This window comes from Aliifodinibius sp. S!AR15-10, from assembly GCF_031569985.1.
GTDB lineage: Bacteria > Bacteroidota > Rhodothermia > Balneolales > Balneolaceae > JAMQKA01.
In genome coordinates, this window is the sequence record NZ_JAMQKA010000002.1 from 239678 (window position 1) to 263076 (window position 23399).

23 protein-coding genes are annotated in these 23399 nt (G+C 42.3%); 4 read left to right on the top strand and 19 right to left on the bottom strand.

The annotated features are described in order from the left end of the window. Positions 1-37 precede the first annotated feature (37 nt). The 13 genes from NC796_RS02745 to NC796_RS02805 form a co-directional block, all read right to left on the bottom strand. Positions 38-1669 (bottom strand): GMC family oxidoreductase N-terminal domain-containing protein, encoded by a 1632-nt coding sequence (locus tag NC796_RS02745; RefSeq protein ID WP_310681904.1) that lies wholly within the window; start codon positions 1667-1669, stop codon positions 38-40. A gap of 127 nt (positions 1670-1796) precedes the next feature. Then, positions 1797-3176 (bottom strand): MATE family efflux transporter, encoded by a 1380-nt coding sequence (locus NC796_RS02750; RefSeq protein WP_310681906.1) that lies wholly within the window; start codon positions 3174-3176, stop codon positions 1797-1799. 62 nt (positions 3177-3238) lie between these two features. After that, a complete protein-coding gene (locus tag NC796_RS02755; RefSeq protein ID WP_310681907.1) occupies positions 3239-3979 on the bottom strand; it encodes a pirin family protein in 741 nt (246 codons plus the stop codon). Between the two features lie 6 nt (positions 3980-3985). Continuing rightward, positions 3986-4387, bottom strand: coding sequence for a DoxX family protein (locus NC796_RS02760; RefSeq protein WP_310681908.1), 402 nt, complete (start codon positions 4385-4387; stop codon positions 3986-3988). Positions 4388-4453: 66 nt separating this feature from the next. Further along, positions 4454-4945, bottom strand: coding sequence for a VOC family protein (locus NC796_RS02765; RefSeq protein WP_310681910.1), 492 nt, complete (start codon positions 4943-4945; stop codon positions 4454-4456). 28 nt (positions 4946-4973) lie between these two features. Beyond that, positions 4974-5555, bottom strand: coding sequence for an NAD(P)H-dependent oxidoreductase (locus NC796_RS02770; protein ID WP_310681911.1), 582 nt, complete (start codon positions 5553-5555; stop codon positions 4974-4976). Positions 5556-5647: 92 nt separating this feature from the next. Continuing rightward, positions 5648-6223, bottom strand: coding sequence for a YceI family protein (locus NC796_RS02775; protein WP_310681913.1), 576 nt, complete (start codon positions 6221-6223; stop codon positions 5648-5650). Positions 6224-6269: 46 nt separating this feature from the next. Beyond that, positions 6270-6974: a DsbA family oxidoreductase gene (locus NC796_RS02780; RefSeq protein WP_310681915.1), complete on the bottom strand. Its 705-nt coding sequence runs from the start codon at positions 6972-6974 to the stop codon at positions 6270-6272. A 16-nt stretch (positions 6975-6990) separates the two neighbouring features. Continuing rightward, entirely contained in the window at positions 6991-7848 is an 858-nt protein-coding gene (locus NC796_RS02785) for an SDR family oxidoreductase (protein ID WP_310681917.1), read from the bottom strand. 37 nt (positions 7849-7885) lie between these two features. Continuing rightward, positions 7886-8551: an NAD(P)-binding domain-containing protein gene (locus NC796_RS02790; RefSeq protein ID WP_310681918.1), complete on the bottom strand. Its 666-nt coding sequence runs from the start codon at positions 8549-8551 to the stop codon at positions 7886-7888. A gap of 282 nt (positions 8552-8833) precedes the next feature. After that, positions 8834-8962 carry a hypothetical protein gene (locus tag NC796_RS02795; RefSeq protein WP_310681921.1) on the bottom strand — a complete coding sequence of 43 codons (129 nt, stop codon included), beginning with the start codon at positions 8960-8962 and terminating at the stop codon, positions 8834-8836. Positions 8963-9106: 144 nt separating this feature from the next. Beyond that, positions 9107-9589, bottom strand: coding sequence for a Crp/Fnr family transcriptional regulator (locus NC796_RS02800; RefSeq protein WP_310681924.1), 483 nt, complete (start codon positions 9587-9589; stop codon positions 9107-9109). Between the two features lie 219 nt (positions 9590-9808). After that, a complete protein-coding gene (locus tag NC796_RS02805) occupies positions 9809-10348 on the bottom strand; it encodes a YceI family protein (RefSeq protein ID WP_310681926.1) in 540 nt (179 codons plus the stop codon). 224 nt (positions 10349-10572) lie between these two features. Between NC796_RS02805 and NC796_RS02810 the strand changes: the two genes are divergently transcribed. Beyond that, positions 10573-11226, top strand: coding sequence for a TetR/AcrR family transcriptional regulator (locus tag NC796_RS02810; RefSeq protein ID WP_310681929.1), 654 nt, complete (start codon positions 10573-10575; stop codon positions 11224-11226). A gap of 24 nt (positions 11227-11250) precedes the next feature. Here the strand turns inward: NC796_RS02810 and NC796_RS26760 are convergent, their stop codons facing one another. From NC796_RS26760 to NC796_RS02825, 5 genes are all read right to left on the bottom strand, one after another. Beyond that, positions 11251-11499, bottom strand: coding sequence for a trimeric intracellular cation channel family protein (locus NC796_RS26760; RefSeq protein ID WP_409070345.1), 249 nt, complete (start codon positions 11497-11499; stop codon positions 11251-11253). After that, the gene (locus tag NC796_RS26765) at positions 11429-11854 is read right to left on the bottom strand and encodes a trimeric intracellular cation channel family protein (RefSeq protein WP_409070346.1); all 426 of its coding nucleotides are present in this window, start codon (positions 11852-11854) and stop codon (positions 11429-11431) included. The genes NC796_RS26760 and NC796_RS26765 overlap by 71 nt, the downstream gene beginning before the upstream one ends. 95 nt (positions 11855-11949) lie before the next feature. Then, complete coding sequence (locus NC796_RS02815) at positions 11950-14124, bottom strand: PAS domain S-box protein (RefSeq protein ID WP_310681932.1); 2175 nt, start codon at positions 14122-14124, stop codon at positions 11950-11952. Between the two features lie 76 nt (positions 14125-14200). Then, positions 14201-14755: a DUF3124 domain-containing protein gene (locus NC796_RS02820; RefSeq protein WP_310681933.1), complete on the bottom strand. Its 555-nt coding sequence runs from the start codon at positions 14753-14755 to the stop codon at positions 14201-14203. Positions 14756-14850: 95 nt separating this feature from the next. Next, complete coding sequence (locus NC796_RS02825) at positions 14851-15120, bottom strand: hypothetical protein (RefSeq protein WP_310681935.1); 270 nt, start codon at positions 15118-15120, stop codon at positions 14851-14853. 178 nt (positions 15121-15298) lie between these two features. Between NC796_RS02825 and NC796_RS02830 the strand changes: the two genes are divergently transcribed. Next, positions 15299-15850 carry a hypothetical protein gene (locus tag NC796_RS02830; RefSeq protein ID WP_310681936.1) on the top strand — a complete coding sequence of 184 codons (552 nt, stop codon included), beginning with the start codon at positions 15299-15301 and terminating at the stop codon, positions 15848-15850. A 523-nt stretch (positions 15851-16373) separates the two neighbouring features. Here the strand turns inward: NC796_RS02830 and NC796_RS02835 are convergent. Then, entirely contained in the window at positions 16374-17399 is a 1026-nt protein-coding gene (locus NC796_RS02835; protein WP_310681938.1) for a LacI family DNA-binding transcriptional regulator, read from the bottom strand. Between the two features lie 704 nt (positions 17400-18103). Here NC796_RS02835 and NC796_RS02840 point away from each other — a divergent pair. Both NC796_RS02840 and NC796_RS02845 read left to right on the top strand, forming a co-directional pair. Beyond that, positions 18104-21262, top strand: a complete 3159-nt coding sequence (locus NC796_RS02840; protein ID WP_310681940.1) for a TonB-dependent receptor — start codon at positions 18104-18106, stop codon at positions 21260-21262. Positions 21263-21298: 36 nt separating this feature from the next. Continuing rightward, positions 21299-23206 carry a RagB/SusD family nutrient uptake outer membrane protein gene (locus NC796_RS02845; RefSeq protein WP_310681941.1) on the top strand — a complete coding sequence of 636 codons (1908 nt, stop codon included), beginning with the start codon at positions 21299-21301 and terminating at the stop codon, positions 23204-23206. The last annotated feature ends 193 nt before the right edge of the window (positions 23207-23399 follow it).

Consider the following 23399-nt stretch of genomic DNA (forward strand, 5'->3'; position numbering starts at 1 on the left):
CTGCTTGCAATTGTTATATTGGGTCTACCAAGAAATATCATTCTGCTTTTACCAAATCAGCTCCTTTTTCACCGATCATCAGAACAGCTGCGTTGATATTTCCAGAAGTAGTTGTTGGCATCACCGATGCATCTATCACGCGCAGATTATCCACGCCATGCACTCGAAGCTGGGGATCAACCACAGCCATTTCATCCGTGCCCATTCGGGCTGTGCCACAGTAGTGAAAGCCGGTATTCGCCGTTGTGCGAATATAATCGAGCAGCCCCTCATCAGTATCGGCGTCAGATCCTGGTGCAATCTCTTTAACATTATATTTCTTGGGCATGGCTTCAGCGACCCGCTTAGCTATTTTCATGCCCTCCATGAGAGTGCGAACGTCTTCATCCTCTGTGAGATGGTTGAAGAGAACAGATGTATTGGACTTGGGGTCGTCAGAGGTAATACGGACCCTACCGCGGCTGGTTGGTCTGCTTTGATACATGCCGAGCCTGAATCCGGAGAAATCCGCTAGGTCCCAACCTTTTTCTCCCGGCATAAACGGCAGAAAGTGCAAGTGCAGATCCGGGGCTTCCACGTCTTCACGCGTTTTCACATACGCGCCCGCAAGGGAAGCTCCAATGGTCAGGGGACCGTTACGCGGACCAAGGTAGTAATTAATTCCTGCCTTCATCTGTGAGAAGAGACCACCTACCTTGTTGTTCAACGTATATTCGCTCGAAGTAGAATATCTTCGTCCTACTTGTACATGGTCTACCAGGTTCTCACCTACGCCCTTCAAGTCTTGTACCACATCAATGCCGTATTTTTTGAGCAAATCCGCCGGACCTATACCTGAAAGTTGTAGCAACTGTGGAGTTTGGAGCGCTCCGGCACTAAGAATAACTTCTTGATCCATCTGGGCGCGATGAAGCTGTCCATCACGCTCATAAATAACACCGGTTGCGGTTTTGCCTTCAAACTCAACCTTGGTCACATATGCCTCGGTGAGAATATGCAGGTTGGGGCGGTTGCGGTTTGGCTTTAGGTAACCTTGAGAGGTGGATGAACGACGACCGTTTTGCGCAGACAGATCCCAATATCCGGCTCCTTCAATATCAGGACTGTTAAAATCATTGTTTCGAGGAATACCGAGCGTGTTTATAGTTGTATCAATAAAATCGTCCGCAAGTGGATTTTTCCAACGTGCTTGTTCAACTCCAATAGGGCCATCGCCACCGTGATATTCATCGGCTCCACCTTCATGGCTTTCATATTTCTTGAAATAAGGCAGTACTTCTTCGTAGCTCCATCCTTCGGCGCCATTTTCAGCCCACGAATTATAATCATGAGGAGCACCGCGCACGAGAACCAATCCATTAATAGCACTAGATCCACCAAGCAGTTTTCCGTGCGGCAGCGGATACTGTTTATCATTTAGACCGGGTTCGGGTTCCGTTTCTTGGTCTAACCACATATAGTTCTCGTCGAAAAGAATTTTGGCAAATCCGAGTGGGATCTTTGACCAAAAACTGTCGTCTTCGGGACCCGCTTCAAGAAGTAGTACTTCGGTGTCGGGATCTTCAGAAAGACGTGCAGCGACAATGGCCCCTGCCGATCCGGCTCCTACAACAACATAGTCATAACCTTTGGTGTTGTCTTTTGGGATACTGGAATCTGAAATTTTCATAATTGGTTCCTCTGCTTAGTTATCTTTGTATAATCTACTGATAACGTACATAGAACGGAGTTAACGCTCATTGATATTTGCTAAGAAAACCCCTTGATATATCTCAATTTTAAGTTTGAAAGCCAATTTATAAGGTATAGTGCTGACTCTGGACCACTCGTTTCTTCCAGTAGCCCGTCTTGTAATAGATAAAGGCAACGATAGCAGCAATGAGATTGGAAGCCGGGAATGCCCACCATATTCCTTCAAATCCAAGGGGTGTATTATATGATAAAAGATAGGCTAACGGGAAGCGAAGGACCCATAAACTTAGGATAGAGATAAGCATGGAAGCTTTGGTAAATCCTACCCCATTAAAGACACCGTTTAATATTTGCTGAACGCCCAGCAGGCCAAAACTGGGTGCCATAATTTTGATGAACAGCGCTCCGTCTTGAATGACTCTTGGATCGTTAGGGACAAAAAAGGCAGTCAGCGGTTCGGCAACGATAAAAAGCAACAGCCCAGTGGCCGTAAGTCCCCAGAATGCGATGTTCGTACTGAGGTTACCGACTTTTTCAGCGCGTTTTATTTTTCCAGCCCCAATATTCTGTCCGACTAGCGTAGTGGTGGCGATGGACAATCCCAGTGCAGGGACAATGACCAAGCTTAAAATACGAGCGCCGATTCCATATGACGCTACCACATGGCTCCCGAAGCTGGCAACAATAATTACCATCATAGTCATGCCCGCGGCACGTGCCGACTGTTCGAGGCTGGCTGGAATTCCCAGATCAAACATCCGCTTAATCCAGGAGATATCAATGGTCATATCCGACCAGTGAATTTTGATGCCATTGTTTCCGCGTCGGAGAATTATTATACTGGCAAGTGCCGAAAGTCCTTGTGTAAAAACACTTGCAATAGCTGCTCCCGCTACCCCATAGCCGGGGATGGGCCCGAATCCGAAAATAAAGAGCGGATCCAAGATTAAATTTAGAAATACCGTCCCAATAATGATGTACATCGGCATTAGTACATTCCCGATTCCCCGCATCAATGACTGGAATACATAGAACATAAAAAGGAACACAAAGCCGAGGGAGGATACTTGGAAATAAGTCACGGAATCAGCAAAAATTTCGGGTCCGGCGCCCACCAGCCTCATCAGCGGTTTCGCCGTGGTGTATCCTATCACCGACAAGAGAATCGAAACAATAAAAATGATAAATACGGTTTGCGCTGAGCTGAAGTTAACCCCGCGCTGATCGTCGGCACCTTTGTAGTGAGATACAATGACCGTGCCCGCTACCGTGAGTCCGCCGCCGACCGATAACACGAGGAATAGAACGGGAAAGCTGATGCTCACAGCGGCCACAGCATTGGCTCCCAACCTACCCAACCAAAAGGTGTCGATGAGCTGATAAGCCGTCTGAAATATGTTGGCTAATATTATGGGAATAGCAAGAGAAACAAGAGAATGAAGAATGCTTCCTTCGGTATGATTCTCTTTCTTCTTATAAAACATGGGATATATAGTACGTTCTCAAGTCTTTTACTTTTTTTGAAACTCCTATTTCTGATGATATTTCATTTTGTATAAAGCCCATTTCGGCTATAGGGTACAGATTCATCTAATACAAAAAAGACCAGATCTGAATCCTCATTTGCTTCCAGAGTCAACTGTTCATCTTTTATAATTAGTTGATCGCCCTCCTCGACACTTTCGCAATTACTTCCAATCGCTACATTCCCGCTAAACAGGTACATAAATCCGGTATTCCCCTCCAGGCTGGGAGTTTTGATGATGTTTCCTACTTCCAGATGCAGGTCGTAGAACAACACTTCGCTTCTGAATAACATCGGGGCTTCGGATCGTTCGTGCCCAGCAAGCAGTCGCCATTCATTCAGACTATTTATTTCATCAGGTTCATAAAACTGAACCCTCGGTTTCAAATCATCTGCTTTGGGTCGGATAAATATCTGTAGCATCTCAACGGTTTCGTCACCCTCGTGCACTCCTTCTTCATGATGGATGCCGCTTCCAGCATTCATTAACATCATGTGCCTGTTATGTATAGGTACTTCGTTTTTGTCGCTGTCTTTGTGATGCATCATTCCCTTACGCAGATAGGACAAAATCTCTTCGTTCTGATGCAGGTGCATCGGCACCAAGGCACCACCTTCGAGTGTGGCGTGTTCCAGCCGCCCGATTTGGGCGATGCCATGATCGGAGGAATCTGGTATGGTTCGACCCAAGGGAAGAAAGCGGGAGGTAAACGGTCCCCGGCTTACTCTTTGGCGTTTATCAGCTTTGGATATATGAAACATGGTTGACTAGCTTGAGGTTACAAGTTGTTCAATAAACTCCGGCTCGATCTCTTCATTCAGCTTTTGAAGTAGTACATATGAAACCGCTAATACTCCCAATAACACAAGTGGCGTTAGTATAGCTGATATGGGATCACCAGCTGCTGAATGAGCAATACTGGCGGAAATCATATTGATGGTAAATCCAGCATAGACCCATTCTTTAAAGCGTCCCGTAAAAGGAGCAAGCAATAAAAGTACCCCTATTATTTTGCCAATACCCAGCTCTATTCGGAAGTAATCCGGGAATCCCAGATGTTCAAACGTTTGAGCCATTTGAGGATTCGTAAAGTACATTGTCGCGCTGAATAGCATCATGGCACTAAAAAATCCGGTTGTTATCCAATATGTAATTTTCAATTTCTTCATTGGTTGATAAAAGGTATTTCTATTTCGTTATGATTAGTTGTTGAGAACGTTCAGATTAAAATGTTTTTATTCTAGTTCTTTGAGCAGATCCTTTACGTCCAGCGGCTTGGTTACCATTTTTACCGACCCGTCTTCGGCATATTCCCATTTGTCGCGCGGTCGATCGCGGTACAACTCTACGCCGTTGCCGTCGGGATCGGTTAAATAGATCGCTTCCGAAACGCCGTGATCACTGGCCCCGTCAATGGGATATTCCTCATCAATCAGCCGCTGCAGAATTTCAGCCAGATCTTTTCGCGTGGGAAATAAAATGGCGGTATGATAGAGTCCCGCACTGTTTTTCGGGGCGGGTGGACCGCCTTTGCTGTGCCAAGTATTGAGTCCAATATGATGATGATATCCGCCAGCCGATAGAAAGGCCGCGTTTTCACCATACATAGTTGTTAGCTCGAAGCCCAACAGATCACGATAAAATTCAAGGGCTCGATCCAGATCGGACACTTTCAAATGCACGTGTCCGATTCGAGTTTCGGACGGGGTGGTGTGATTGTTTTCCATGATCAAAATTCCTTGTAATTAGATTTCATTAAGCACTTACAACCTTATTTTCTTTGATGACTTTCATTCCGGCGCTCCATCGCGCTAGTTCATCTAACATAGTACTTGCAGCCTCTTTCATCTCATCGTTTGGAATAAGTTCATCTTCATTATTTATAAATTGAGGAAAGAACGGAATATTTACGGCCTCTACCAGGGGAGCCATTTTAAATGTCAACAGATCTCGTTTTAGATCGATATACGCTCTGGTTCCCGCCGATACGCCGCCGTAGCTCACAATTCCGGCCGCTTTGTAATTCCATTCCTGTGACAAGTACTGCAGGGCATTCTGAAGGGATGCCGGATAGGTGTGATTATATTCTGCGGTTACAAAGATAAAGGCGTCTGCTTCATCAATTTTGGCACTCCATTGCTTGGTATGTTCATGCTCGTACTTTTTCATTCTCGGATGATTAGGTTCATTCATCATCGGCAAATCAATTTCTCCGAGATCGAGCATTTCCACATCAAAACTGTCTTGCTGTTCCGCTACTTCGGAAATCCAGCCCGCAATAATGGGACCCTTCCTACCGGGACGCGTTGTTGAGGAGATAACTTTCAAGTTGTACATCTGTTCTAAAAGTATTTTCGTGTTGCTGTTTGTGTTTTCAGACTAAGTGATCCGCAAAGGTTTAAAACTTTGCGGATCCAATCGGACATATCTTATTGTTTTATGAATTCACCGTCCGCCTTGATGCGGACCTCATTGTTGATCATGGGCGGTGGAAAATCGCCTCCAAGATCAAACTCAGAGCGGTCAATCGTACCCGTTATTTGAATTCCGGCTTTAAGGTTGCCCTGGGTCATCTCATTCTGGATGGTTCCGCGGTAAACCATGGTCACGGTTACCGGTTTGGTTATACCGTGAAGTGTCAGATCACCGGTCAACTCATATTTATCATCGTCCGCTTCTTTAATATCCGTACTTTTGAAGGTCATCGTCGGATACTTTTCCACATTGAAGAAGTCGGGACTTTTGAGGTGATTGTTACGCTTATCAACACGCGTATCGATAGAGGCTGTCTGTACAGTTAGCTCTACCTGCGCGTCGCTGAAACCCTTTTCAGATGCGTTGATCGTAACATCGTAGTCACCGAAATAACCCGGTACATCAGCGATACCCAGGTGGGTGACCGTGAATCCAAGCTTTGAGTGCGCGGGATCTTCGACCCAGGTATCTTGCGCAAAGACACTGACAGGAAGAATTAAAAGTGACAGAATAAAAGTTAATTTTTTCATTGGTTTAGTCGTGTTTATGATTGTGATTTAAATTGTAGTTATTGATTTAAAATGTGTTAGCAATCGAACAGGAAGCTCCATCAGCATCAGTGATAACTTCAGGCGTGTTTTCATCTTTGAATTCTTTGTATGCTTTTTGGAGGGTCGCCAGAAACAAATCACTTGGCTGCGCTCCTGAAATCGAATACTTCTCATGGAAAACAAAGAATGGTACGCCCTGAACACCTACCTCATGGGCTTTACGGATATCATCCTTCACCTCATCGGCATATAAATCGCTTTGCAGCATGTCGCGGATCTCCTCTTCCGGCAAGTCGACTTCAACGCCCAACTCTACCAATGTTTCATCATCGTTTATGTCTTTTCCATCGGTAAAGTGAGCGCGAAAAAGACGCTCCTCCATCTCATCCTGCAGAACGTGCTTTTCAGCCAAATGTGAAAGACGATGCGCGTTAAACGTGTTGGCCGGAATGGCTTTGTCGAAATTGTAATTCAATCCCGCTCCTTTGGCCGTTTCCGTCAATTGATCGTGCACCTGTTTGGAATAATCCAAGGTCCATCCTTTCCTATCAGCAAGATGTTCGTACTGACTTTTTGAGCCGTCGGTTTGTAATCCGGGCTGAAGCTCATAGCTTCGCCACTGAATTTCAATGCCATCGCTATGTTCAAACTGTTCCAAGGCATGCTCAAATTTCCGTTTGCCGATATAGCAAAACGGGCACACCAAGTCTGACCAAATTTCTATTTTCATGGGTCTATTCTTTTTGTTAATTGTTTACAAATTCGGGGATAAAGGCATCAAGACCTGTTGGCTTACGCCCGAGCAGGGTTTCCAGATCATCATAGGTGAAATCCAGCGCGCCATTTACAAAAGTGGTCGCCGTCATTACGCTCATGGCAATCTGCTCATCCTGCAGTCCGGCCTCGGTCAAGGCGTGTTCAAATTCAGATACGGAGATATCAGTATAAGAGATCTGCTTGCCGGACGCTTCACTCAGCATCTCGGCAATTTCTGCAAGCGTGTAGTCTTGTCCCGAAGTGATTTCATAGATGTTGTTTTTATGTTTTTCGGGATCTGCGAGGCCGTTGGCCAGGGCTTCGGCCATCTCCGAGCGCAGGGCCAAGTTGATAGCTTTGTCGTCGGATGGAAATGCCCACTGGTCGGTTTCTAATGCATCTCCGAGGAAAAGCGGGAGAAATTCCATATAGAACGCATTCCGGTAAATAGTGTAGGGAGTGCCGGAATTTTTGATAAGCTTTTCCGTTGCCGCATGATCCGGGGAAAGTGGACTTAATTCTTTGTCGGCCTCCACAATGCTGGTGTAGAAAATCTGATCTACACCCCCTTTTACAGCTGCATCAATCACATTTTTGTGCTGATCAGTCCGTCCTTCCAGGGTACTGGAGGATATTAAGAGTAGCGTGTCAATACCTTGCATTGCTTCTTCTATTGAAGGATAATCAGCATAGTCACCGATTCTCAGCTCCACGCCTTTTTCTTTAAGTTTGGAACCTTTTTCCTCACTTCGGACGAGTCCGGCAATTTCAGCATCGGGGTTGTTCTCCAATAGAAAATCAATGGTTTGTGATCCTAAATTTCCGTTTGCTCCTGTAATAAGTATCATAGTGTTAAATTGTTTATTGTTAGTCTTAAAGTGAGATTTAATTGTGTAGTACCTTCCATCCGGCCAACCTCTGGTAGTCATTCCTGTGAATTATTTTCAGTAGCAGAAACTGCATGCGTTCCAGGGTACGACTGAACACAAGGTCATCAATTTTGATAGGATTGAATCCTACAGTCTCAATGAGTTCGGTAACTGTTTCGATTGCCTGCTCGTCGTTGCCCGCGATAAAAGAATCGAACTTTTGTCCATCCAAAACTGGCTGTTCAAAATCGGCTGCAAAAGTCGTATTGAATGCTTTTACGACTTTTGAATGCGGAAGCCACTGTTGCAGCTCCTCAGCAGCACTTATATTGGGATCAGTGGTTAATTCACTAAAATCTTCATCCACAGGATTGGCAATACTAACCACGACCTTCTGGGTAGCAACGTCACGTATCTTGTCAGCTATCTGCTTTTCCTGATCGTGAGGAATAGCCAGAATAATTATATCGGCTTCCCAGCTGCAGTCATGAGCACAATCCATCGCCTTCACATCGGCATTGGGATATTGCTGTTGAATTTCTTCTTTGAGTCTGGGTAATTTTCCCGAATCTTGGTCAAATAGGAGTAGACGATAGTTACCGCCGGCAACATGTATTGCGATAGCGGATCCCATACTCCCGCCGGCTCCTATGATCGCTATTGTTTGTTTGGTAATAGGCATAACAATTCTTCTGTTTGCAGTTTTATTTTGTTACTGCAAACTTAGCTAGCCTGCATTACCTTCTCATTGATATGTGCTAAGAAAAACCCTTGATTTATATCAAGAATAGTGTGGTAACGCTGGTAGGAAGAGCGAGTGTGAATGTTAGCGATAAGAGTTTATGTGCATACCACTTATTGATACTGTTTTCTAAAAAACTTACTCTATTCAAATATTAAATTTCCAAACAATAATGCGTATCAACTGATTGGTTTACATCTTCAACTTTTTATCACTGCCTTATTAGTAATAAGATATTGGGTCACTTGCTAGAAATGTCTGCATAAGATCTTCGTCCAGCTTTTCATACTCCCTTCTCTCCCTTTGTTCGGGTTCCGCTTCTTTGCTTATTTTTTCAGTATTATTTTCCATCGTAGCATGTATTTTTAGTGTGAATTCATATTAAAAATACATGCGTTCCGCTTATATTACCTTGATATCTATCAAAAAACTTTCATGATATATATCAAGCAAAATCCCCCAAGAGACAGAACTGCGGTAAAAGAAAGGCTGGTTTTACCGGTTGAAGCTGCCCCGAACACGACTTAGGGTCTCAGGACTGACACCCAGGTAGGAAGCCACGAGGTTTAGGGGTACGCGATTCAGAAACTCAGGGTTTTGCTCCAGCAAACGTTTATACTTTTCTTCGGCTGTAAGCCCCAGCGCATTTTCGGCACGCTGCTGAAGAGCCGTATATGCATTTTGCAAAATAATGCGATGATACGTTTCGTAGGCTGATATTTCCTGTAAAAGCTTTTCGTGATTATCGCGATCAAGGACAAGCAGCTCACTGTCTTCCAACACCTCTATATTTAGTGTTGTAGGATTTCCAGTAAAAAAGCTCTGTAGGTTTGCCATCCACCAGCCTTCAAAAGCAAACCGGATAACATGCTGGTTCCCCTTTGAATCTACTGTGTAAGAATAGAGCGCTCCCTTCTCTACAAATGTTAAATCCCTGCAAACATCCCCCTCCTGAAGCAAGAATTGTCGTTTGAGCATTCTTTTAGGACGGAATTTATTTTTACACACTTCCCATTCCTTATCAGATAGCGAAACATGTTGCTCTATACTTTTTTTAAGTTCTTCAAACATTGAATTATAAATTTAGATCTTAAGGCTATGTCTGAAAAATGTACATTAATAATGAGCAAATTAAAAAAGCGGATATCCTACAAAAGGATACCCGCTTTCATCTATGGGACAACCGATGCGCCAGTATTAATTCTGGATAAACTGAACATTTAGTTGCAGCTTAACTTTATCTCCTACCACTACATTTCCGGCTTCGGTCACAGCATCCCAGGTCAAACCGAACTCTTTTCGGTTGATGGTGCCAGAGACTTCGAATCCGGCTTTGGTCTGACCATAAGGGTCGTCGACTGTGCCGCCGTGGACAACTTCCAGCTCAATCTGCTTGGTGATGTCGCGAATGGTCATATCTCCGGTGACTTTGTATTTACCGTCGCCGACTTTTTCAAAATTCGTCGATTCAAATTTCAGCTGTGGATATTCGTCAGCATTAAAGAAGTCATCTGATTTTAGATGCTGATCGCGATCTTCATTATTGGTGGTTATGCTATCGATATCAGCGGTAAACGTAGCCTTGGCATTTTCAAAGTTATCGCCATCAGCTTCGATTGTACCATCATAGGAGCCAAAGCTTCCGGTAACGGTGGAAATCACCAGGTGCTTCACCTTGAATTGTACTTCCGAGTGCGTGGGATCAATCTTCCATAATATTTTCGTTGCAGTAGTCAATGTTCTATTGGTTTTATGTTAAACGATTAATGTATGCCTAACATAAAGTGTGGGACCATATCCTCCATTGATATATGACAGGAAATAATCTTGATATATATCAATTAATCCAAGGAATAGAGAAAAATCCTAATCACTAGTTGCATCCATCAACGAGGAGTGGAATATTTGATATAACTGTAGTTACTATTATTATAATAATATTAGCCTCAATTTTTAGAAAAATGGGTACCGAAGAGCGCAGAAAACGCGAAAAGAAACAACGCAAAAAAACCATTATTTGTGCTGCCGAAGAGCTGATCTTGGAGCATGGGCTGGATGCAATTACAATGAATGATATCGCCGAACGCTCAGAATTGAGTAAGGGTACTTTATATTTATACTATCCCAGTAAGGATGATTTGGTTTATGCAATTAATTCCAAGGGATTTAGCATAATAAATGAAGAGCTGTCCAAAATTTTTTCCAGTAATGAGTCTGGTAAAAAAATGATAGAAAGGCTTTGGAAGTTGGGAGTACGTTTTCCTGAAAACTATCCTATTCATATGGAGGCTTTCCGTCATTATGAATTGCACACCAAAGCGAGAGACATCCATACCAAACCAATCGTCAAAGAGTGTGAAGAAAAGCGCCAACTATTATTAACTCACACCTACCGTATTTTACAGGTTGCCATGCAGGACGGGTCTGTCAAAGGGTCTTATTCACCCCGACTGTTAACTCTAATGCTGTGGAGCGGCATACGCGGCATGTTGGAAATATTTGACGCCGAGTCAGCTGCGAGAAATACTCCCTTTTTTCAGGATTTTAACGAGCAAGAACATGAAATTTATAACACCTTCATGGATATTGTAATGCATGGGATTATTCAGAAGTAGTGTAATATTCAAGAAGTCATATCTCTAAGCTACCTCGTTTAAACTAGAACTAAATTGTGGCAGCTGTAGATGGAAATGATATGCTGTGACCCTGACACCGATAACAGTTGTGATTGCGATAATCTGAGCCCAAAATTCCGCAATTTGAGTCAGCAACACTATGTAGAATACCCCACCAAGAACAGAAACGGTAGCATATAATTCAGAATGAAAAATGAGCGGTCGAGTTCCGGAAAGAACATCGCGTATAACGCCCCCGAAACAACCGGTTATTTGTTCCTAAGGCAATAGATATTCCCATACCCATATCGGCGTTTAGTCCTACCTGGATCCCCATGACTGTGAAAAGTCCCAGTCCGGCAGCATCGAAAAAAAGAATCCAATTTTGGATCTTTTTAATCCATTTGTGAAAAATAACCGTCAGTACAAATCCCCCTATAGCTGACCATATAGCAATTGAATTATTTAGCCAGCTAACCGGTAAATTGCCAATCAGTAAATCACGAATCGTACCTCCCCCTATAGCTGTTACAAACGCCAACACAAGGATTCCAAACAAATCGTACCTGCTTTTAACAGCTGCTATTGCACCAGATATCGCAAATGCAAAAGTCCCTATTACTTCTATTAAATCTAAACCCCATCGGGGATTATCTCATCAATAAGCATGTATTTGTATCTTTGTTAAAGGCATAATTGATCTCCACTTTATATAATATCAGATCAATTTTGCAATAAATTGCTACCAATTCCTTTTACATCAGCCTTTTTAAAAGTCAATTCAAATCGTGTTCCATTTTGGTTAGAAAATGTAATTTCTCCCTTTAATTGTTGCTTGAGTAGCTTTATCAATGTTATTCCGATAGATGTATAAGAGTCTTGAGAAAAATCAGCAGGTAATCCTACTCCGTTATCGAAAATCTCCACTGTTACGTTCTCATTTTTCTCCTGCAGTCTGACTTTGATTTCTCCCTCTTCCCGATCTTTAAAAGCGTGTTTATAGGCGTTGGTAACTACTTCGTTAACAAGTAGTGCGCAAGGTATAGCCTGATTTATATTCATGGAAATCGGTTCGGCCTCTACAGTGGCGGTAATCCGCTTGCTGCTGTTATATACCTCCTCAAGGTTTTGGACCAGCTGTTTTAAATTTTCTCCAAAATTTAAGTGCGACAAGCTCTCTGCTCCATACAGCAGCTCATGAATGTTAGCGATAGTCCGGATGCGCTGCTGGGCTACTCTAAGTGAATCCCGCAGCTCACCCTCTTTGGCCTCCGTGGCCTGCAGTTCCATCATGCCCGTTATAATGGCTAAGTTATTTTTTACCCGGTGATGGATTTCAGCCAGAAGCGTGTCTTTTTCTTTTAGAGATTTTTTCAATTGCTGTTGGTAGGCGATTTGCTTACTAAAATCCATCGCCTCAATAAAAATGCCATACACTTCTCCATCTTCATCAAACAAGGGCATAAACAAAAGGTTAAAGATATAATTTTGACTCGAGTCTTCTTTTCTTTTGTCAATTTGTACGGGATCTCCATAGCCTAAATAGGCTTCCCCGGTTCGGTAAACCTCTTCTAAAACATCCATGTAACCCTGTTCCTTCACTTCAGGTACTACATCAACTACTCGCTTCCCTATGATATATTCTTCTCCCACTAATTGTCGATATGCTTTGTTAGCTATCGCGTATCGTAAATCAGGACCTTCCAATAAGCATTTTGGTGTTGGTGCTTCTTCAAACATTTCCTGAAGCTTATTACGATCGGCTTCTACCTTCTTCCGTTGGCCATGCTCTTGTAGCAATGAGCTTAACTTATCTTCAGGCTCTTTTTTCTCCGTAATATCTAATCCTGTGCCAATAATATATATTTGCCCATTCTGTTCTAGTCGATCCGCATTAAACTGGTAAATAGCTGCGTCCCCACCAACAGTCTTTAAGGTTATTTGAAATTCACGGTATCCCTCTTCAAGAACGGCTCGAATTTCTTCGGGTACTTTTTCCTGATTAGATTCATGCACAAACTCAGCAGGAGATCGTCCATTTATTTTTTCAGCAGGTATGCCAAATACTTTTGTAGCACGATTATTAAAACGAACAATTTTGCCCTCTTGATCCAAGACGTAAAACAGACCTGGCAGGCTATTCAAGACTGTCTCGGTAAATTCCTTTTCCTCCTGCAAAGCTCGTTCCTGTTCCTTTCGATCACTGATATCCCGAAATGTAAGACTGGTCCGTTTTTCACCTGCATAATTCACGAAAACTGAAGTGGTAACTTCAACGGGTATTTCGTAGCCTTTTTTATGGATATAGTTAAGCTCTCCGGTAAATTTTCCCGTTTTTGAACGCTCCTTTAATGCTTTTTCTAATTTTCTATCCTTTGCTACAATCCCTTCTCGACCGCGCTCCATGATCTCCTTTTCAGTCATGCCCAATATATCGCAGGCTGCCTGGTTTGCATGCATAATATCTCCGTTTGGATTTGTCAACATAACCCCATCTAAACTATTCTTGAAAAGCATTTCATTACTTATCCGGGCGTTCATTTCCTCTGTAATATCTTTATGCATGGCCAACTGATAGGTCTGGCTATCTCCCTCGAAAGTCACTGGATTTGAGATGACATATACGTATATTAATTTTCCATTCTTTTTCTTGTATTTCCATATCCCTTCCTTGCTAAATTTATTATTCTTGGCCTGTGCCAGGTGTTTTCTGAGCTTCGGAATCTCCTCCTCCGGCCGCAGATCAAATAAAGTAAAGGTAAGCATCTGTTCTCTTGAATAACCAAATAGCTCAATCATCTCCTTATTAATATCCTTGATTGAATAGTCCCTCGTATCATATATCCACATGGGAATATGACTTTCGTTAAAGAACTCCCCAAAATTTTTTAAACGCATAATAACTACCCTTCAAAAAACTCAATTGTAAGTTTTTAAACTAAAAACTAGTGGTTATAAATTTGTCCCTAAAAGATTATTCTGAAGTTCGGCTTAAAGCGTCTATTATCCTGCCAACACTGACAAATGAAATGCCTTGATTTTGAGCGGTACTAATCATTACGGCTTCAAAAATAGGCTGATTTACATTATGTTCTGCCTCCCAAAGCACTAAGTAATTGGCACCAACTCCTCCTCGCAAATCTTCTTCTTCAATTACAAAAGAAGTAGATGACAAAGGATCTATCGTTTGAGGTTCATCAAGATATCTGTGAACCAAATTTCCATCTGAGTCATAGTAATAGACTTTTTTAATTATTATAGGTGCATTCAGATCCGTATTTCGAATACTCAGTGTTGTAGTAAGATTGAATGTTCTGCTTCGATTTTGCTGATAAATGTGAGAGTATACTGGAACATAAACTGTTTCTCCTAAGACTGCATTGGAGCTGTAAGAAATGAATTTTTGTAATGAATCGGAAACAAATGAATCTGCATCAGTAGTTGAAATATCTTGTTGATCAGCTTTACCACACGTCAGTAAAATGGCTGCCAAGCTAAAGAGCAGAATACATTTTATTTTAGTCATCATTTTTATCTATTTATTATTATCAGTTTGTTTAAGGAGTTACATAACTTCTTTTTCTATTGGTTTACAATGTCTAACAAGAAAATCAACCAGTTTACTCAATAGGAGTTAGATTTAATAATCTCCAAAGATCCTTGACTCAGTTTGCTTAACAAGCCAGTTGCGAAAAGCAGCTGAGCTATAATCAGCAAGCCCTCTTTTTTATAGACTATTTTTCCATGTTTGGAAACCACAAAGGTAGATGGAATATAAGGACTTCTGAAGCTGGCAGAGAGTCCATTGGTTGGAAAATAATACGGCATTGGAAACTCTTTATCCTCCATAAATACGGTTGCATTAGCAGGTTGCTCATCCAGCGATAGTAACAAGAATTTGATATCTTTATGATCGGATACATTATATTATACAAAGTCTCAATTGTGGGTATTTCGGCCACGCAGTGGGCGGATACCATGAAGCCCAGACATTCACAAAAAGCACATCCCCTTTAAAATCAGAAAGACGCACAGATTTTCCCTCGGGCGTACGAAGCGATATATTATAAGCATGCTCCGACAATGTGGGACCATCGGTCGACGTAACCTCATGACCTTCGGTATCAAAGAGGCCACATCGTTTCCATATGTAAAAAATGGACATATACCTTGGAAGATTATAGGACCGTTTGATCATGGTGGGGATCTGTCTCGCTCTTTTCCCGCTGAAGATGAAATCAAAGATCGGTACACCGTTGAAGGCCAAACATATGATTGGCATGAAAAAATCCAGCATGGGGGAAAAATACATATCAAACATTTTTTTAGATTTCCCGCTCCGGTAGAAAAGGATTCGGGAACGGTTTATGCTCTTACCTACGTCCACTCAAAGTCTGAGCGAACCGTTGACTTTTGGATCGGCTTCCACAACTGGAGTCGTTCTGGCGGCCGAAGAGGCGGTCCAACACCGTCACAGGGAGAATGGCACAAAACAAAACCCAACATCTGGGTAAACAATCAATCCATACAGCCCCCTCACTGGGAGAATCCTGGTATCCCTTCTGATACCCCTGAAATACCGTTTTTAAACGAGGATTATTACTATCGTTCTCCAAAAAAATAAAACTCAGTAAGAGGTGGAATAAAGTTCTACTCAAAATTCCTCATGGCGGCAATTCATGGAAATGGATGTTTACTTTTGTTCCCGTGAGTGTTGAAAATGGAGGGGTCAGAGAAGTAAAAAGTTTACTTTTTTCTGTAGATCCGTCTTATGAATGAGAAGTCACCCCAAAAGTAATCCGGATAAATTCTCTATTAAAGGCTTATTATCTCAATATACCCTATTTTCAGTATACGCCTTCCATGGGTAGGCTAATTTATACAATCGATACAAAGGGCTGGTTACCAAGACCGAGGGAGTGTGATAAGGCCTTACTCAAGTGGTGTGTCTGGCTATCCAGAAAATTGAGAAGAAATGGACATCATTATTGCAAAATTTGGCATTGACTGTTCAGCAACTAAAAATAGATTTGAGACCAACTACAGCTGGACTTGAATCGCAACCCCTACTGATACTAACTCCTTCTGGGTTCATAATAACAGGACAGAGTTTAGTTTACACTACCTTTTTTATTCGCAGAATTTTATTATTTCCTTAATGAAGATTCCCTGACGATTAACTTTGGCTCCAATATTCTTTTTTGGGGTTCATTGTTTTTCTCTTTCGATTTTATCTGTTGATAAAATAGTTCTGCGGCCATTCTGCCCATCTTATTTGTTTGTTGATCAACCGTTGTTAAGGGAGGACTAACTAGGGAAGTGAAAGATTCATTACTGAAACCTGCCACTGCGATCTCCTTAGGAACCTTAATATTTTTTTCTTCCAATACCTTCATGGCCCCGACTGCTGCATAATCACTTGCTGAAAATATTGCATCTGGTGGATTGGGCAATGCGAGTAATTTTTTAATATCGTTTGAACCGGAACTAATTTTGAGTTTACTATTTATAATTAGTTCATCCTCAACAGGTAGTCCGTTTGCTATTAAAGCGTCTTTATATCCTCTCAACCTTTCTTTATAAATATTTATATGTTGTTCTCCCGCAAAATGAGCGATACGACTACAGTCTTGATCAATCAGGTGTTCCGTCACTTGGTAAGCCCCTAAGTAATCATTTATCGCCACAGAGCTGGTGTTAAGTGATGGATTTATTCTGTCATAAAAAATTAGAGGTATATTCTTTGATAGTACTTTTTTGTAGTGAGAATAGTCAGATGTTTCCATAGCGATAGAGACAAGAATGCCATCCACCTGAGCCTCCAATAATGCATTAATATTCTTTTTTTCTTTCTCATAAGAATCATATGATTGGCAAATGATCACGTTATAGCCGATATCATTGGCCAGCTCTTCCACTCCTCGAATAATGGAAGAGAAGAAATTTCTGTCGGCCGTTGGTACCAAAATTCCGAGAAGATTGCTGGTTCCTTTGCGAAGAGCTGCGGCGATATTGTTGTACTGGTAGTTGAGTTCTTCTGCTTTTTGAGCTACTGCCTCTTTAGTCGCGTCACTTATCCTTGGATGGTCTTGCATCGCTCTTGATACAGTTGAAGCGGTTATTCCTAATTCTTCGGCGATGTCGCTCAGTCGTATTTTTTTTTCTTCACTCATTTTAATTATTGAATAAAACATTTCAATTTTAAATGTGTGTAAAACACATAAACCTTTTAATATTAACAATTTTTGATAAATATCATATTTAATCTATGTATGTAGGTATTGACTTGTCTCTTGTTTACCGGGATAAAATGATACTAATAAAGGTAACCCAAGTGTGGGAATGATTGAGTAAAATCAATTTATCCCCAAAAAGTGATCCGGTTTGTGTCCCTTCTCAATTGTTTAGAATCTCTCTGTATAGCAGCCAAATTCCTTTAATCCTGATAATTACTTGCAATGATAGGTTTAAAATATTACGTTCGATGTACAATCGATTGCATTATTACAAGAATTTGCTAATTGTTTGTTAGCAATTATCTGGTAATGCAGGTTGTGTTTTATTTCACAAAATAATGATCTCTTTTTTTATCGTTGAAATGAGCTTAATACGTTGATTAGCTGATTTAGCTAATTAAATGTTTATTATTTCATTTCTACCTGAACACACACTAATAACTAGGGAAGTATGGAATAAGGTTACGAAAACTAATAGGCATATCTTTTATCGATAAAAGGGGATAAAAATCTATCTAAAATAAGCAAGAAGGAGTAATTCTATGATGGGAATAATGGATAGGCATATCTTATCAATTCACAACTCGATAGGACTTCAAATTTGTTGTGTTATCATGATGTGTTTTTTGCTCAGCACTGGTATGGTACATGCACAAGATTCGGGTTCATATGAAGTTATGGGAACGGTTACAGAAAGCGGGACAGGCTCCCCGCTTCCTGGTGTTAACGTATTGCTTATCGGTACTACCACCGGTACGACTACAAACACTGATGGAGAATATCAGATAAGTGTTAATAGTGGAACAGACACTCTTCGTTTTTCTTTTGTTGGATTTCAGGATCAAGTAGTTCCCATAAATGGGCGGAGCACTATTGATATACAGCTTGAAATGGAAACCTTCTCTGGGGATGAATTAGTTGTTGTTGGATATACTACCCAAGAGCGACAGAATATATCTGGTTCTGTCTCCAGTGTTGATGTGGAAGGGCTTAATGAGGGGACGTCTGGGCAGATTACGAAACAACTTCAGGGAAGAGCATCTGGAGTTTCCGTGGTCTCTTCAGGCCAGCCCGGTGAGGAGCCTGATGTTAGAATAAGGGGTATCAATACTTTTGGGAATAATTCACCATTATATATTGTCGATGGGGTTCCAACCCAGAGTATCAATTCGTTGAATCCAAGCGATATAGAATCGATGCAGGTTCTTAAAGATGCTTCTGCTGCCTCAATCTACGGTGCGAGAGCCGCTAATGGTGTTATTGTCATTTCAACAAAAAGAGGGCAGGGAGATGTGACGATAGAATACAATGGTTATGCTGGTTACAGTATTCCCAACAGTGGAAATGTTTGGAATATCTTGAGCCCTCAAGAGATGGCCGAACTGAAATGGAGCGCTATTCGAAATTCAGGTGGGAATCCGGCTCCGGATCCTCAATATGGAAACGGATCTGAACCGGTTTTGCCCGATTATATTCGACCGGCCGGTGAAATGAGTGGAGATGTAAATGAGGAAGATTATTTTGTAAAACCGGAGTACAAAGATCCTGCAGCACTAAATGGCTTTAATCAAATCGTCCGGGCCAACAAACAAGGAACAGACTGGTACGACGAAATCTTCTCTCCTGCTATGACTATGAATCACGATCTTTCGGTCAGTGGTGGTGGCGAAATCGGCAATTATATACTGACACTGAATCATTATAATCAGCAAGGAACGCTGGATAGGACGTTTAACGAACGAACGACGATCAGGGTTAACACCAATTTTAGTTTAAGCGACAATTTTACGATCGGTGAAAACATATCCTACTCTCATTCTGAAAGCCCCCAAGTGGATGCGCTATCTGAGGGTAGTGCTATTGGAATGTCTTACAGGCAGCAGCCGATCGTTCCAGTATATGATATTGCCGGCAACTTTGCGGGTTCAGCCGGACAGCAGTTGGGGCAGGCCGTAAATCCGGTGGCACAGCAATACAGGAACCGAAACAATCAGGCACTCAACAACAGGTTGTTTGGGAACCTATATGCTGAGGTAGATATGGCAGACAATAAACTGCAATTCCGATCCAGTTTTGGGGGAGAAATTGGATCGTGGACGAGCAAATCGTTTACCTATCCAACATACGAGAATGCAGAAAACAACTCGGTAAACGCATTCAATCTTGATGGGTCCAAGACCTACAGTTTTACTTGGAGTAATACTCTGACATATCAAGACGTATTTAAAGATGTCCATTCTTTAGAATTAATTGTAGGTACAGAAGCCTACCATAACCAGGGAACCAATTTTGGAGGTTCATCTCAAGGGTATTTTTCATTCAATCCGGATTACACGAACTTGTCAACTGGTGCTGGAAACAGAACCAATTATAGTAATGAATACCGGGATGGATTGTTATCTTTTTTCGGACGGGTTGACTATAACTATGATAGCAAATATATCATAAGTGCAACCCTGCGCCGTGATGGTTCTTCCCGATTTGAAAATTATCAGTGGGGAATGTTCCCGGCTGGTAGTATTGGATGGCGCATATCTCAGGAACCGTTCATGCAGGATATCTCGTGGCTTTCTGAATTGCGTGTCAGGGCTGGATATGGTGTGATGGGTAACCAGTTAAATGTTGACCCGAACAACCCCTATAATTTATATGTAGGTGATAACTCATCTTCCTTTTATCCTATTAATGGCAGTAACAACGATGTTCAACAGGGTTTTGAACAGAGCCGAATAGGGAATCCAGATGCCAAATGGGAAAAAAATGTAAGTGGTAATATTGGTATTGAAACCATTCTATTCAATGACAAGCTTGAGATTGTAGCCGAATACTACTGGAAAGATGTGCAAGATTTGTTATTCAATCCTCGGCTTGTAGGAACTGCGGGTACAGCTACTCCTCCATACGTCAACGTGGCGAATATGGAAAATAGGGGTATTGATGCCAAAATAACGACACTTGGTGACCTGGGTAACGATTTTAACTATAATGTGAGTTTGACCTTTACCTCATATCAAAACGAGATTGTAAAGATATCTGAAATAAGTGAGTTTTTTAGCCAAGACTCTCGCAGATTTGGGTCAGATATTATCCGAAATGAAGTAGGGCAGCCAATATCATCATTTTACGGATATAAAATCACAGGTTTTTTCAACAGTCAGGAAGAACTTGATGAGGCCAATAACAATTCTCCTAACGGCAATTATCAGACAGATGCCGATGTAGGTACATTTAGGTATGCTGATATTAACGGTGATAATCAAATTACCGCTGATGACCGTACCTTCTTGGGCGATCCAAACCCAGATTTTACCTATGGTCTTGATATCGGACTGAATTACAAGCGTTTTGACCTAAGTGCTTTTCTTTATGGTTCGCAAGGCAATGATATATGGAATCAAGTTAAGTGGTGGACTGATTTTTACTCCAACTTTGCTGGTGCAAAAAGTCATGCGGCCTTGTATGATTCTTGGACACCGGAAAACAAGGACGCCTCTCTTCCTATGCAGACCACTGGGGGTGGTGAAAGTACATCTACCGTACCAAACTCCTATTTTGTAGAAGACGGATCATATTTGCGGATGAAAGAGCTGGTTCTTGGTTATACTCTGCCGGAAAGTCTTATCCAAAGAATATCAGCATCCCGTCTGCGAATTTACCTGCAAGCTTCCAATTTATTTACTATTACCGGCTATAGTGGTTTGGACCCAGAAATTGGAGGAGGCAATACAAACTTCGGTATTGACGAAGGTGCCTATGCAACTCCCCGCCAATTTTTGCTCGGTATTAACTTATCGTTCTGATAAATGAAATTATATAACAACTAAATGGATTGTTTTATGAATTTTTTAAAGAAAACACCACTAATATTAGTTCTGATTATTGTTGGACTTATTTACGCATGCGATTCAATTATTGAAGTGCCTGCTAAAGGCGCGTTAAGTGAGGATGTTTTAGCAAATCAAGACGGTGTTGAAACACTTCTTGTTGGGGCGTATGGAGCACTGGATGGTCAACTGTTGAATGACGAACGAAGGGAAGCCACAGATGTCAGCAACTGGGTGTACGGGAGTCTTGCTGGTGGAGATGCCCACAAGGGGGAATCTCTTGGCAACACCAACGGCTACGTTCAAATCGGAAACGGCAACTCTTCGGCCAGCATTGCTTTTTTTGATGGCAAGTGGACAGCCCTATATGAGGGGATTAAACGTACCAATTCTGTGCTTCAATTGCTTGATGAAGTGGAAGATATGAGTGAGGCCGACAAGCAGCGGGTTGCCGGCGAAGCTCGGTTCCTTAGAGGGCATTATTACTTTGAACTGAAAAAGATGTTCAATATGGTTCCTTGGGTCGATGAAAATACAGAAGATCCAAACCAGCCCAATGATCAGGACATTTGGCCAAATATTGAAGCTGATTTTCAGTTTGCATTTGATAATTTACCCGAAGTACAAAATGATGCAGCCCGTGTAAATAAATGGGCAGCGGCGTCTTACCTGGCAAAAACCTATGTATACCAGGAAAAGTGGAACGAGGCTCAGCCGCTGTTTGATGATATCATCGCCAATGGAGTTACCTCGCAGGGAGTAGCATATGACCTGATTGAAGAGTTTCGTCAGAACTACAATCCGGCCCGTGAGGACGGAAACCCGGAGGCCGTATTTGCCGTGGAGATGGTAGCCAACGACGGTACCGGTCACACCAACAATGCTAACCTAGGGATGTCTTCCGCTTTTCCATATGGTGATACCAGCCCGTTTCCCTGCTGCGGTTACTACCAGCCAACGCAGGATCTAGTAAACTCATATCGTACCGATGGCAACGGGCATCCGATCATCGACGTGAATGATCCAGATCCCTATAATGATCAGATGGTTACGAACGACATGGGCGTATCCCCGCAAGATCAGTTTGATCCGTATGACGGCCCGCTGGATCCCCGGCTCGACTGGACGGTTGGTCGCAGAGGAGTGCCCTATTTAGACTGGGGACCTTACCCGGGTATCGCTTGGGCGCGTGAGCCGGAAAACTTTGGGCCCTACGGACCAAAAAAACATGTATACTGGGCTGAGCAACAGGCAGAGTATGCCGACCTTAATTCTTGGGCTCCTGGTTCCGCAATCAACACATATGTGATTCGTTTTGCTGATGTGCTGTTGCTGGCGGCGGAAACCGAGGTTGAAGTTGGTTCTCTGGAGCAGGCCCGGCAATATGTGAACAGGGTACGTGCAAGAGCGGCCAATGAAGACGGTTGGGTCAACTTGGATCATAACCGGGCGCAGGCGATTGCGGAAGTTGCTGACGAAAACGAGATGCTAAGCCTAGAGGACGTGGGTCAGTTTGACTGGGTGATCCGGGAAGACACTGAAACCACCTTTGTATACTTGGGCGGAGGTTCTGGTGACGCTAGTAACTGGCAGGAATATGAAATTCCCAATTATGAGATTGAGGAATACACGGCTGCCCAGTTTGCTGACCAGGATTTTGCCCGCGAAGCAGTTCATTTTGAGCGAAAACTTGAGCTTGCCATGGAAGGTCACCGGTTTTTCGATCTAGTTCGCTGGGGGGAAGCCGAAGAGCAACTGAATGCATTTTTTGATTATGAAGGGCCAACGCTTGGCATTCCAACCCGTAACGGGCAGTTTACACCCGATAAAAATGAGTACTATCCCATTCCGCAAAATCAGATTGATTTGAGTACCGTGGGTGGAGAACCGGTATTGCAGCAAAATCCCGGGTATAATTAAGAATTAAGAAAGCAGTACGCTAGCTTTGTTCGTTACACCCAAAGAAGGGGCAGCCACCTGCAGGTTGCCCCTTTTTTTGGGTTTTATTAAGGTATGTCTTTATACAAGTATAAATTAATGACGGTATAACGATTCCAACGTGCTTAGAAATCTGATTTATCTGATACTTTCTATTCCACTGCTACTGCATGCT

Coding starts and splice junctions, on each gene's coding strand:
- NC796_RS02745 (WP_310681904.1), bottom strand. CDS start 1,669: ATGAAAATTTCAGATTCCAGTATCCCAAAAGACAACACCAAAGGTTAT.
- NC796_RS02750 (WP_310681906.1), bottom strand. CDS start 3,176: ATGTTTTATAAGAAGAAAGAGAATCATACCGAAGGAAGCATTCTTCAT.
- NC796_RS02755 (WP_310681907.1), bottom strand. CDS start 3,979: ATGTTTCATATATCCAAAGCTGATAAACGCCAAAGAGTAAGCCGGGGA.
- NC796_RS02760 (WP_310681908.1), bottom strand. CDS start 4,387: ATGAAGAAATTGAAAATTACATATTGGATAACAACCGGATTTTTTAGT.
- NC796_RS02765 (WP_310681910.1), bottom strand. CDS start 4,945: ATGGAAAACAATCACACCACCCCGTCCGAAACTCGAATCGGACACGTG.
- NC796_RS02770 (WP_310681911.1), bottom strand. CDS start 5,555: ATGTACAACTTGAAAGTTATCTCCTCAACAACGCGTCCCGGTAGGAAG.
- NC796_RS02775 (WP_310681913.1), bottom strand. CDS start 6,223: ATGAAAAAATTAACTTTTATTCTGTCACTTTTAATTCTTCCTGTCAGT.
- NC796_RS02780 (WP_310681915.1), bottom strand. CDS start 6,974: ATGAAAATAGAAATTTGGTCAGACTTGGTGTGCCCGTTTTGCTATATC.
- NC796_RS02785 (WP_310681917.1), bottom strand. CDS start 7,848: ATGATACTTATTACAGGAGCAAACGGAAATTTAGGATCACAAACCATT.
- NC796_RS02790 (WP_310681918.1), bottom strand. CDS start 8,551: ATGCCTATTACCAAACAAACAATAGCGATCATAGGAGCCGGCGGGAGT.
- NC796_RS02795 (WP_310681921.1), bottom strand. CDS start 8,962: ATGGAAAATAATACTGAAAAAATAAGCAAAGAAGCGGAACCCGAACAA.
- NC796_RS02800 (WP_310681924.1), bottom strand. CDS start 9,589: ATGCTCAAACGACAATTCTTGCTTCAGGAGGGGGATGTTTGCAGGGAT.
- NC796_RS02810 (WP_310681929.1), top strand. CDS start 10,573: ATGGGTACCGAAGAGCGCAGAAAACGCGAAAAGAAACAACGCAAAAAA.
- NC796_RS02815 (WP_310681932.1), bottom strand. CDS start 14,124: ATGCGTTTAAAAAATTTTGGGGAGTTCTTTAACGAAAGTCATATTCCC.
- NC796_RS02820 (WP_310681933.1), bottom strand. CDS start 14,755: ATGATGACTAAAATAAAATGTATTCTGCTCTTTAGCTTGGCAGCCATT.
- NC796_RS02830 (WP_310681936.1), top strand. CDS start 15,299: ATGCTCCGACAATGTGGGACCATCGGTCGACGTAACCTCATGACCTTC.
- NC796_RS02835 (WP_310681938.1), bottom strand. CDS start 17,399: ATGAGTGAAGAAAAAAAAATACGACTGAGCGACATCGCCGAAGAATTA.
- NC796_RS02840 (WP_310681940.1), top strand. CDS start 18,104: ATGGTACATGCACAAGATTCGGGTTCATATGAAGTTATGGGAACGGTT.
- NC796_RS02845 (WP_310681941.1), top strand. CDS start 21,299: ATGAATTTTTTAAAGAAAACACCACTAATATTAGTTCTGATTATTGTT.